Source organism: Chryseobacterium sp. FR048 (assembly GCF_056844665.1).
The window spans coordinates 497485-508983 of record NZ_JBXDSE010000002.1 but is presented as its reverse complement, the minus strand read 5'-3'; the positions used below and the strand labels follow the sequence as shown (position 1 = coordinate 508983).

Genomic DNA, 11499 nt, shown 5'->3' with positions numbered 1-11499 from the left:
TCTAACCTCTAACTTCTATATAAGCTGTTCCATACTGGAAACACTTTTATTTTTCTGATAGACCTCCATTTTTTTTCTGACGTATTTCAATGCAATAGGAGCAAGATAGATCAGGGCTGCCCCGATCAGTTTTTTCTTCCAGTTGGAGCTTTTCATATTCTTTTTGGCATAATTGCCTACCAAAGCTGTAACGCCGAGTTTCACAAGGCTGTCTGTGATGTTTCCCCCTTTGAATGCGGAACTGGCAATTCCTACAGCTGTATTTTTGCTGATCAGCAGATCTTTTACTTCTGAAGTAAGCTGCTTGGCAATGACATCTTTTCTCAGGACTACTTTTTCATCACCGTCTTCATCTATTTTTTCCTGCAGGTACTGATCACTCAGACCGTTGGTAAATGCACTTAGACTTTCCTTTGTATTTTTGAAGGTCAGAAGATTTTCCAGATCATTGATTTCACCCTGAAGCAGTTTCTTCTTTCTTCTTAATTCTTCTATGCTTTCATATTTTCTACTCATGGCTTGAATGATTTAAAAATTTAATAACCTGATCTGCAACAGTATTCACAATTTTGTTCTTGAATGAAATGACGAAAGCCATTACCAAAGCATAGAATGCCGCAACAATTAAGAAACCGTAGGAGTAATTATCCAATGCTTTACCGATAAGAAAAGCAATCCCGAAGTTGAAAAGGATAATAAAAAAAGCAAAAGCAACAAGCAGTACTACAAAGTAGGTAATGAGCCCGGCAGAAAGAGAAGACTTCTCAGTAGCTTCAATTTTCAGAAGATCGATTCTCTTTGATGCGTATTCTTTAATAGTTTCTATCATTGTTTTTTTTTAAAGTTACAAAAAAAGGAACTTTCGCACAAAAGTTCCTTTTCGTAATTTATTTAAAAAGATAAATTACTTATTATTTTTTAAGATCATTCAGTTCCGCTTCTACATCTTTTGCCAAATCTGCAGTTTTAGAAACAATCTGATCTTTGTATTTATCATATCCGTCTTTCACAGTATGCGCTACGCTGTTTGCTGTTTCTTTGAAAGTAGAAGAAATATTGCTGTACTGGTCTTTCATTTTTTCAGAAACCTCATCGTATCTGTTTTTTGCCTGATCTTTAAGATCATTCGCTTTAGTTTTGATTTTTTTTCTGGTTTCTTTTCCTTCTTCCGGTGCGTAAAGCATACCTAAGATTACACCCGCCGCAGCACCTGCAAGAAGTCCTGCCAATATACCTGCTGTATTATTTCCTTTTCTAGACATTTTAAGTTTTTTAATAATTAATAATAGATTAGTTTTTACAGTAATAAAACTTACAATTTGTATACCAAAGGGGGCTTTAAGCCTATTAAAAATTGTTAAATCTTTTCGATGTGAGATAAAATAAGCTTAATTGTTTCGTCTTTGGTAAGTTCGGAATTGTCGATAACAATAGCGTCGTCAGCCTGCTTCAATGGTGCTATTTCACGCTCACTGTCGATTTTGTCTCTTTCGATGAGATTCTGTTTTACCTGCTCCTTATCTGCTTCAATTCCCAGTCCTTTCAGTTCCAGAAACCTTCTGTTGGTTCTTTCGTCAATACTGGCAGTAAGGAAGAATTTATAGTCCGCATTTGGCAGAACTACTGTCCCTATGTCACGTCCATCCATAATCACGCCGCCTTTATCTGCCAAAGAGCGCTGAGACTGCAGTAGAAAATCTCTTACTTCTTTCTGTTTGGCAACGAGACTTACATTGTCAGAAACAATATTAGTACGGATTTCTTTAGAAATATCAGTATTATTAAGGAAGAGGATCAGTGTCCCGTCGTTGTTCTTAAATTCAAGCTGAATCTTATCAAACGAAGAGAATAAGGCCTTCAGATCAATTTCACCGTTTTCATTCAGGCAGTGCTGCAATGCATACCAGGTAACACCTCTGTAAAGCGCTCCTGTGTCCATATGAATAAGTCCTAATTGATCAGCAATGATTTTGGAGATAGAACTTTTTCCGGTAGACGAGTACCCATCGATAGCTATTACAGGTTTTTTCATACTGCAAATTTCAAGATTTTTTCTTAAAAATCAAGAAAAGGGAAGAAATTTCTTACTTTATTTTAAGATTTTTCAATAGAAGAATTATTCACCTCTGTGGCTTGAAAGATCCATTGAGATTCCTATCTGGTTGACATTCGAAGAGTTGTGGTATCTTACGTGGGCGTAATCGATGCGGAATCTTGAGACTTTTACTCCAAATCCTGCAGAAAGTCCGGAGAAGTTTCTTTGATCTGCCACTGCAAGTTCATTTCCTCTTTTTACATTATATCCAAGTCTGATATTGAAGTTTTTTTCTGGGAAAAGTTCTGCACCCAATGAGAAGTGGTCTGCGATTTTTCTGCCCGCATTTACTTTCTGCCCATCTTTGTTGTATTCTGAAGAAATATCAAACTTCTGAAGGTCGTGTGCCGTAATGGTGATGGCAAGAGGGAAGTTCTTGATAATTTTTGTATATCCCAGATCGATTCTGAACGGAAGATTTTCTCTCTCTCCATTGAATGATTTCAGCTGGAAACCGAAGTTTCTCATGACAAGGGAAAGGACTTCCTTATTCTTTTTATTATGATAGGTAATTCCCGCGGTTCCTGAGATGGCGGAAGAAGTATAGTTGTCAATTTTTGAGGTCACAAAATTAAGTCCTCCACCAATGGTCCAGTCTTCTTCAAACTGATACGCATATCCTGCACCAATGGCAACATCCGAAGCTTTGAATTCTCCGTCCTGAAAACCACTGTCATCCGTTCTCGGAGTACTTCCGTAGCTCATATACCTGGCATTGATGGTGGCCATGTGGCCATTTTCAAAATCTTTGGCATAGGCTATGGTTCCGTATTTCGAATCGGCAAGATAAGCCGTAGCATTTACAGAAAGCTGTTTGTCTGAATCTTTATTTAACAGGGCTGGGTTTGCAATAGCAAAGGAAACATCATAATCCCGTACCGAAATTGCATCTCCACCCAAAGCGGCCTGTCTTGCAGATACAGGAACATTTAAGAATGGATAAACATTTGTTCCTGTTTGCGCATAAGAAACAATTCCTGATAGAAATAATGAAAAAATGATAATTTTCTTCAATTCAATTTATAATTAATGCAAAAATAATCCTTTTTCGTACTTTTCAAAATATTTCTTGCATTATTTCTATTTAAATATTTTTCTTCTATCAATATTTTTAATGATTATATTTGCAAAACCAAATTTTGGGGAAACAACGCTAATAAAAAGTTATTAAAAATAAAAGATGAAATATAAAAGAATCCTTCTGAAACTAAGTGGAGAGGCATTAATGGGGAACAGACAGTACGGTATTGACAACGAAAGACTGCAGGAATATGCTGCTGAGATCAAAAAAGTAGTTGAGAAAGGCTGTGAAGTAGCGATCGTCATTGGAGGAGGAAATATTTTCCGTGGGGTAGCAGGTGCTGCAAAAGGAATGGACAGAGTACAGGGAGATTATATGGGAATGCTGGCTACTGTGATCAACGGTATGGCATTGCAGGGAGCATTGGAAGATGCAGGAATCAAAACCAGACTTCAGTCTGCCATTGAAATGGATAAGGTAGCTGAACCTTTCATCAAAAGAAGAGCGGTAAGACACCTTGAAAAAGGAAGAGTCGTAATCTTCGGTGCCGGAACAGGAAACCCTTACTTTACAACAGATACGGCAGCTACTTTGAGAGCGATTGAAATAGGGGCTGATGTTATTCTGAAGGGAACAAGAGTAGACGGAATCTATGACAGCGATCCTGAGAAAAACGCTGATGCTGTAAAATACAACTCTTTATCTTTCGATGAAGTATTTGAGAAAAACCTTAAGGTAATGGATATGACAGCATTTACCCTGAGCCACGAAAACAAATTGCCTATCATTGTATTCGATATGAATAAAGATGGGAATCTGGAAAAAATCGTTGAAGGAGAAAACGTAGGTACTTTAGTTGATTTGTAATTGAGTTGAGCAGGTAGCAGATTGTAGGAGTCGGAGAATATAAACTTAACGATTCTCAGTATTTATCTTTTTCCCTGTCAGAAATCAATTCACTATAAAAATATAAACCACTTGTCACAGCAATTAATGCTACGGCAAGTGGTTTTTTTTATTCATTTATTTCTTGCCTGTTATCATTGACTTTGGATCATCCATTTGATTCGGTGGCTATTGATTGTTTTTCTGCTAAATGAATATGAGCTTCAATCCATTGAAAAATCTGGTCGATTATTTTCAAAACTGTATCCTCATCTGTTACACGGGTTACTCCATTTAATAAACCTGTATCCGTAGGCGGAAGCGGTTGTGACAGGATGATTCCTTCTATCGCTGGAGTATCATTGCCGGCAACACGACCATAATAGAGATAAGTATGCTGCAGGGCTAACTGCGAAACATAATCATGCATAGACTGGGGTGGGATATTGATTTCTCCTGAAGATCCATAGTTTTGAAGGGTACCGGGTAATGACTGATTTCTGATCATGGTATAAGGAGCCCCTGATTTCAGAGAGTCAATAATGGCAAAGTCCCGTAGCGCTTTCAGAATACCGGAGGTGTATGGGTCGGGTGACTGACCGTATAAATCTGCAATCATTTCAAGATAGGTTTCCTGCCAGGCATGAGGGACAACATCGAAATTATTCCAATGCATGGTATTCCAGCTCTGATAATCTCCCTGTTGAGGCTGCCAGCCAGACGGAAGCGCAGGAAAGGTATTGTTGAACGTATTGGCAAAGTTGACATCGCCTGGCGTGGGCCCGGCAGTAGAGTAGACAAGGGTAATATCAAATGCATCCAGTTGCTTCTGTTCCTGCAGATAAAGTGCTAATGTAGGAGATAATGCCCCAGCCAGGCTGTGACCGCAAAATATAATTCCTGTTTCAGTATCAGGTTTTAAACCCGTCAGGAAATGCTGAAGAGTAGTGCCGGGAGCGGCTGCGGTTTCAGGGCTGGTAAGTCCGAGGAGTATACCTATACCCGTGGCGGTACCTTTTGATATATACGGATCATTTTTATTGTACTCTGATGTGACGATTTCTGAAGGATCATAGGTTGTCCAGTTCACAACCTCCGATACTGAAAAATCTTCTGTCTCCCAGTCATAAAGTGAGGCTGGGTTGGTAGCTGCAATCGCAACAACGTAGACAGGTAATGTAGGGCCTCCCGGAAAAGCAAGGGCATCACATTGCACTACATATAATGCATTGTCTGCAACTCCGGTCGGCTGGTGATTTTCATCAGTTTCTTCAATCAGTGCCGGCCCCCACACAAGATTCCAGTTTCCCAGGATCGGAGTAACTGAAGGGTTAGCAATTGAAGGTTTTTTTTGATGGCCTGCTGCAACAGGGGGAACGTTATTGAAATAAAAAGATAAGTCATACTGAAGTTGTTCCTGCAACTTGCTGCGGCTACCGCTGTAATTGCCAGCAAGGTTGGCCAGACACGCCAGACCAAAAACCTGTTGATAGGCATCTAAAGATGGATTTGTCATGATTTGAATGTTTTAAGATTAGAGAATAAAATGGCTAAGAGTTATTGGTTTCCATGAAATTGCTTTCAGGGTATTTCATCATTACAGACAATATTTGTTTTTGTACCTAACCTTTCAGAATCTGTTATGCTGATTTGAATTGGTTTTGTAAAAAGAACATTGTAAAGTAAGAGATAAAAAACGGTGTGTATAAGCGTGAAAACCTCTGAAATATTTTGTAGGTATTTGTACCTAAACTCTTTTAAAATGATACAATGAAAAATAGGCAATTGTGTGCTCTTTAATAGTGGTTTCTAAAATAAATTCAATTATATTAATCACCTGGAAACCCCTTTAAATAAAGGAAATGCTAAAACTATATATGAAGATTATTTTATATTTGTAAAAAATTAATACATGAAAAAGTTATGTTTGCTCATTCTCTTGCTTGCAAATGCTGTGATTTTTTTCCAGAAATTAAAACATGAAGAATTGGTTGTAGTAGACCTTGAAAATAAAACCGAAATAAGTAACAACTGGTAAGACATTGACATGAATAAAATCTCAGTAATGCTATTGCTATTTAGCTTAATATCAATTAATAGTTTAGGACAGAATAAAAAAAATACTTCATGGTTTGCATGTTATTTACCAACTGGATTAAAGTGTAAAGATTTATCTCCTAATGATAATACTATTCATAAAGTAAGTCTGCATTTTGAGCCTAAAGGAAGGATATGGATTGCTTCTACAGATTTAGACAAATCTATTATGATCGTTTTTAAGTCATATACTAAAGAACCTCTATTTATAATATCAACCAACAAGAAGCCATATTCATCTGATAAGATTAAAGATTTTATCCAGAGTGTAAATCCGGATAACAGTAGCTTTAATTACTATTTTGGAAAACATAATTATGGGACACATTGGGGAGTAAAAGCAAATACCAAAACCTTTATTGAAAAAAAGATATTAGATGAAGAATTTCTTACAAAGAATCTAGGATCACCTGCGGAAATTAAAGATTCAATATATGATGGAGAGCCTGCAAAATGTTTTGTTTATCTCATCGAAGGAATGAGAGTTTATTTTATAGATGGTATTGCTGTTGGAATGGAGGAATTATAATTTTGCTTATGAATTACAATTGGTGGTAAAAAGCAAGACAGAAAACACTCTTTTACGTTTAAATAGACTATATAGATTAAAAATACAGAATATAAGCTTGCTTATATATCGAAAACAATCATTATTTTTGCACCACTGAATAGTAAAAAATAGTAAAGAAACAGTAAGAAAACACTTTAAAAGCAGGTGTTGGGAAACTTCAACAGGTTGTATTCAGTAGGTATTAAGTAATGTGCAATTTATCAAACTATACTATAATAATGGAAGAATTAGATCTTATATTAGAATCTGTAAGACAGGACATGGATGCAGCTGTAAAGCACTTGGATCATGCATTTCAAAGAATTAGAGCAGGACGTGCTTCTACAGCGATGGTTCAGGATGTAATGGTAGAATACTACGGAGCAATGACTCCTATCAACCAGGTTGCCAATGTTTCTGTTCCGGATGCAATGACCATCTCTATTCAACCTTGGGACAGAACTGCCATCAATGCGATTGAAAAAGCGATCATCAACTCCAATTTAGGTTTTGCTCCTTCTAATAACGGAGAAAACATTATCCTGAATGTTCCACCTTTGACAGAAGAAAGAAGAAAAGAGCTTGCAAAACAGGCTAAAAGTGAAACTGAGCAAACAAAGATTGTGGTAAGAAATGCAAGACAGGATGGTTTGAAAGAACTTAAAAAGCTTGACGGAGTTTCTGAAGATGTGGTAAAAGGAGTAGAAGAAGAGATTCAGAACTATACTGATAAATATGTGAAGCTTTGTGATGAGCATCTTAAGACAAAAGAAGCTGAAATTATGAAAGTATAATTTTCAGTTTTTGAAAATATTTTAAAAGAGGTTTCCGGTTGGGAACCTCTTTTTTTCTATGGAAATCAGTGCTTTTTTGCCTTCAGAAGCCCTATTGATAAGACTTGCATATAAGTTGTTTTCGATTTTTAATATAATAATGCCTGAACTAGTAATATATTCACGATTTTTTGCGTTACTTCGTTATACTTATAAAACAATTCTGTGATCTTATTAAAAACAGAAAATTAAACATTAACATGATGACGAAGATTACCGGCGTAGGAAACTACATTCCGTCCGAAACAATAACCAATCTCTTTTTTGACCAACATATTTTCCTGAATGAAGAGGGAATATTACTGAAAGACAACAACGCATCTATCTCGGATAAGTTAAAAAAGATTACAGGGATTGAAGAGAGAAGATATGCACACTCTACACAGGTTACTTCAGACCTGGGAGTCATTGCGGCCCGCTCAGCAATAGAAGATGCAGGAATAGATCCTGAAACGCTGGACTATATTATATTTGCCCATAATTTTGGCGATGTCCGCTTTGGAACCGTACAATCAGATACGGTACCCAGCCTTGCAGCCAGAGTAAAGCACTTACTGGGAATAAAAAATAACTTTTGTGTTGCCTATGATGTCCTGTTTGGGTGTCCCGGATGGATTGAAGGGGTGATTCAGGCTAATGCATTTATCAGAGCAGGTATTGCAAAACGCTGTCTGGTCATTGGAGCAGAAACGCTTTCCCGTGTCGTGGATATTCATGACAGGGATAGTATGATCTATGCCGACGGAGCCGGAGCAGCTGTTTTGGAAATAAATAGCGAAGATGATTCAGGTATAAAAGCCCATCTCTCGGCTTCCTATACCCTCAATGAAAAAGATTATCTGTATTTTGGAAAATCTTACAATAACGAAGTATGTCCAAATACAAGATACATCAAAATGGATGGTCGGAAGATATACGAATTTGCACTGTCGAATGTTCCTGATGCTATGAAGAAATGTTTGGACAGCAGTGGCTATTCCATTAGTCAACTAAGCAAAATTATTATCCATCAGGCTAATGAGAAAATGGATGAAGCTATTGTCAGCAGGTTTTACCAGTTGTATGGAATGCCAATGCCTGAAAATATAATGCCTATGGTGATTCATAAATTAGGAAACAGCAGTGTGGCAACCATTCCGTCTTTGCTTACCATGATTTTAAAAGGAGAACTGGAACATCATGAGATCAAAAAGAATGATGTGGTTTTATTCGCTTCAGTAGGAGCTGGGATGAATATCAATGCTTTTGTATATCAGTTTTAAATTTGCTGAATCAGAAATATAACTTTTAAATATATAGTTTTCAGCTTTTGAAAAAAATGGAAAAGCATAATAAAACCTAAAGTCAAAGTAAAACCACTTAATAGCTTTATTATTTACGATTTCACTTTGCTGTTAAAGGGAATAAAAAAGAGGTTTCAGTAAAGAAACCTCTTTTTCTATGGATAATACGTCTATTTTATTTACAGTTCTCGTTGTAATCTGTAATGACTTCTTCTACGATTTCCGGAACGTTAGACATGGCGTCATCGATCTGACTTTTGATAAATTTGCCAAATGCGGATCTTTTCTTTTCGTCGTTTTTAAGAGAAGCATAAGAGCCGCTGGTCATTTTACCTTTGGCATAGCTACAGTCTGCTATAAGTATTTTAGCTTTGGCCAGGTTGAGTTCTTCAACTTTACCTCCTTTCTTGGAATAGAGGTAAGAAGGGTTTTGTCTCATTCTTTTGGTTTCCTCTTCAGCTGCTGCGATCTGGCTGTTTCCTGCTGAGAATGTAGTAGGGTAGCCATAAAGCTTATATACTTTGATTTTCCCGTCTTTTACAATCTCTGCAAACTGATTGCTTTTCGTAAGATTATTAAAAGCTTTGATGTTTCCGCTCAAACCACCTGTGGCAGTATTGAATCCTTCTTTGGTATTGGTGTATTTGATGCTTTCGAAATGTCTTTCATGATCGTTTTCATCAATGGCAACATATTCTTTGATGTCATCAGTATCCAATGTTTTGAATTTTTGTTTTTTTCTGGATTTGTCAATATCAGATACAGCAACAAATTTTACTTTCTTCTGATTGTTCCAGGGGTACATGGCATCTCCGTTCAATCTTACAATTCCTTCTACTTTTTTTCCGCTTTTGTCAACGATGTAGCCATACTTTTCATTGCTTCTCAATTCATAATCCGTATTGTTGTCTTCCTGTGCGTAGACATTGAAAGAAACTACGGCAAACAGGCCAAGGGCCAGTACTTTTCTCATGTAGTTACAGTTTTATTTTGTAAATATAGTCTTTTATCATTGTTCAAGACCACAAAATCATCAAGAGCTCATTAATCATCGATGTTTTTTTGGGGTGATTAAACGAATTTGGACTCCTATGGTCATCAAAAATAAACTTTTCACTGAAACAGATGCAATAAAAAAGACCCGGAAGATCCGGGTCTGTACTATTTAAAAAAAGATTATTGGTATCTCTTATGTTCTTTATCCTTTGCAAATAATTTGGTAACAGGTTTAAAGAATGCCTTGTATTTTTCCGCATCAAACAATTGTGAATCGGTAAGGGCTTTGTACGTCATCCAAACTCCAAAAGGGAAGAGGATGAAATTCGGAAGCCATGCAGCCAGATAAGGGTTCATTTTTCCACTCCATGACATGTTTTCCACACCTACGTTCATTACGTAAAAGATGATGAAAATAACAATAGCAATAATAACCGGAAGTCCCATTCCTCCTTTTCTGATGATAGATCCTAAGCTGGCTCCGATCAGGAAGAAGATGATACAGGTTACAGAATAAGAAACAATTCTTTGCTGGTAGATCACTACTTTACTGAAGTATTTTACATTGTTGCTTACTTCATTCTTTTTAGATTCCAGTGTTGATTTCAGATTATCCAGTCTGTTGTGGGCAAAATAGATCATGTCAAGCTTTTTATTTCCTTTTACCGTATCCAGTTTGATCTGGGATTTTGGAGCTACTTTGGGCCTGTTTCCTTTGTCCATATAGCTGACAACTGAATTGGTCTGATTCAGAACTTCAGAACCTACATTATCAAAAAACTGTTTGTTTTCTTTCTTACTTCTTACAATGGTTTCGTTGACCTGGTTATAACTCTGGAAACGGTAATCATCTGTAATCTGTTCTTTCTCTATCGCTTTATTAATAATCTCACTGATGTCGAAGTGAGAAACTAAAGTATCAAATTTAATAGCCTGATCCGGCTGTTTCTGTCTTACATTATCTCCTTTTCCGGCGTAAGAATCTTCAAATACATAGCCGTTGTAAAGGACCAGTTTTAGGAAATTCTTATTGGCAGCAGGCACAAATTTTCCTTTTTCAGCGACGATAGACTGCTGATTTTCGTAGGTATTTGCTTTTTTGTGAATAAAAACCCCGTCAATATTTTCTCCGTTTTCACCATAGATCTTGTCAAACTTTACCATATAACTCGGGATCTGGTCAATAAACTGTCCCGGAGTAAAGTTCAGCGCAGGCTTGGTCTGTGCAATATTGAACAGCATATTTTTCGCTTTCTTCTGAAAATCCGGACTGATATTGTTGGAGAAGAAGTAGAGAATGATGGCGAGGACGGTGGCCACTCCCAGAAGAGGGGTCATTACCCTTGTAAGAGAAATTCCTGCCGCCTTCATCGCTGCAAGCTCGTATCTTTCCCCAAACTCCCCGAAAGACATAATGCTTGCGAGAAGAATAGTAAGCGGGAGCACCATACTGATGACACTTACCCCAAGATAGAAAAGAAGTTTAAGGATCTGCCAGTAGCTTAATCCTTTACCCATAAATTGCCCCAGCTGAACCCAGATAATGTTTACAATAAAGATGAAAAACAATACGCTGAATATAAAGAAAAACGGTCCAAAGAAGGTTTTTATGATATATCGGTCTAGTATTTTTAACATGCGTCAAAATTAATCAAAAAGCCACAAAGTTTACTTGTGGCTTTTCATATTTTGTTATTTTTTTTAGGCTGAATCGTAAAAAAGCAAAACTGTAAAACTGC

Annotated in this window: 13 protein-coding genes; 5 read left to right on the top strand and 8 right to left on the bottom strand. The window is 36.9% G+C overall.

Features of this window, described 5'->3' with window-relative positions:
• Positions 1–15: 15 nt before the first annotated feature.
• The 5 genes from AC106K_RS07270 to porQ form a co-directional block, all read right to left on the bottom strand.
• Entirely contained in the window at positions 16–516 is a 501-nt protein-coding gene (locus tag AC106K_RS07270; RefSeq protein WP_482444107.1) for a phosphoribosyl-ATP pyrophosphatase, read from the bottom strand.
• Positions 509–829, bottom strand: a complete 321-nt coding sequence (locus tag AC106K_RS07265; protein WP_068943141.1) for a phage holin family protein — start codon at positions 827–829, stop codon at positions 509–511. The genes AC106K_RS07270 and AC106K_RS07265 overlap by 8 nt, the downstream gene beginning before the upstream one ends.
• A gap of 82 nt (positions 830–911) precedes the next feature.
• Positions 912–1262 carry a YtxH domain-containing protein gene (locus tag AC106K_RS07260; RefSeq protein WP_047099153.1) on the bottom strand — a complete coding sequence of 117 codons (351 nt, stop codon included), beginning with the start codon at positions 1260–1262 and terminating at the stop codon, positions 912–914.
• Between the two features lie 95 nt (positions 1263–1357).
• Positions 1358–2032: a (d)CMP kinase gene (cmk, locus tag AC106K_RS07255; RefSeq protein WP_482444105.1), complete on the bottom strand. Its 675-nt coding sequence runs from the start codon at positions 2030–2032 to the stop codon at positions 1358–1360.
• An 84-nt stretch (positions 2033–2116) separates the two neighbouring features.
• Positions 2117–3109, bottom strand: coding sequence for a type IX secretion system protein PorQ (porQ, locus tag AC106K_RS07250; protein WP_047099155.1), 993 nt, complete (start codon positions 3107–3109; stop codon positions 2117–2119).
• A gap of 166 nt (positions 3110–3275) precedes the next feature.
• On the opposite strand from porQ, the gene pyrH reads away from it, so the two are divergent.
• Positions 3276–3983 (top strand): UMP kinase, encoded by a 708-nt coding sequence (pyrH, locus tag AC106K_RS07245; protein ID WP_482444103.1) that lies wholly within the window; start codon positions 3276–3278, stop codon positions 3981–3983.
• A gap of 187 nt (positions 3984–4170) precedes the next feature.
• On the opposite strand, the gene AC106K_RS07240 is transcribed toward pyrH, so the two are convergent.
• Complete coding sequence (locus tag AC106K_RS07240; protein WP_482444101.1) at positions 4171–5517, bottom strand: lipase family protein; 1347 nt, start codon at positions 5515–5517, stop codon at positions 4171–4173.
• Positions 5518–5913: 396 nt separating this feature from the next.
• On the opposite strand from AC106K_RS07240, the gene AC106K_RS07235 reads away from it, so the two are divergent.
• From AC106K_RS07235 to AC106K_RS07220, 4 genes are all read left to right on the top strand, one after another.
• Positions 5914–6039: a hypothetical protein gene (locus tag AC106K_RS07235; RefSeq protein WP_482444100.1), complete on the top strand. Its 126-nt coding sequence runs from the start codon at positions 5914–5916 to the stop codon at positions 6037–6039.
• Positions 6040–6048: 9 nt separating this feature from the next.
• Positions 6049–6627, top strand: a complete 579-nt coding sequence (locus AC106K_RS07230) for a hypothetical protein (RefSeq protein WP_482444099.1) — start codon at positions 6049–6051, stop codon at positions 6625–6627.
• A gap of 260 nt (positions 6628–6887) precedes the next feature.
• A complete protein-coding gene (gene frr / locus AC106K_RS07225; protein ID WP_482444097.1) occupies positions 6888–7442 on the top strand; it encodes a ribosome recycling factor in 555 nt (184 codons plus the stop codon).
• A gap of 239 nt (positions 7443–7681) precedes the next feature.
• Positions 7682–8743, top strand: a complete 1062-nt coding sequence (locus AC106K_RS07220) for a 3-oxoacyl-ACP synthase III family protein (protein ID WP_482444095.1) — start codon at positions 7682–7684, stop codon at positions 8741–8743.
• A gap of 196 nt (positions 8744–8939) precedes the next feature.
• Here AC106K_RS07220 and AC106K_RS07215 read toward each other — a convergent pair whose 3' ends face one another.
• Positions 8940–9737 (bottom strand): hypothetical protein, encoded by a 798-nt coding sequence (locus tag AC106K_RS07215; protein ID WP_482444094.1) that lies wholly within the window; start codon positions 9735–9737, stop codon positions 8940–8942.
• Between the two features lie 203 nt (positions 9738–9940).
• Positions 9941–11398 (bottom strand): LptF/LptG family permease, encoded by a 1458-nt coding sequence (locus tag AC106K_RS07210; RefSeq protein WP_482444093.1) that lies wholly within the window; start codon positions 11396–11398, stop codon positions 9941–9943.
• Positions 11399–11499 lie beyond the last annotated feature (101 nt).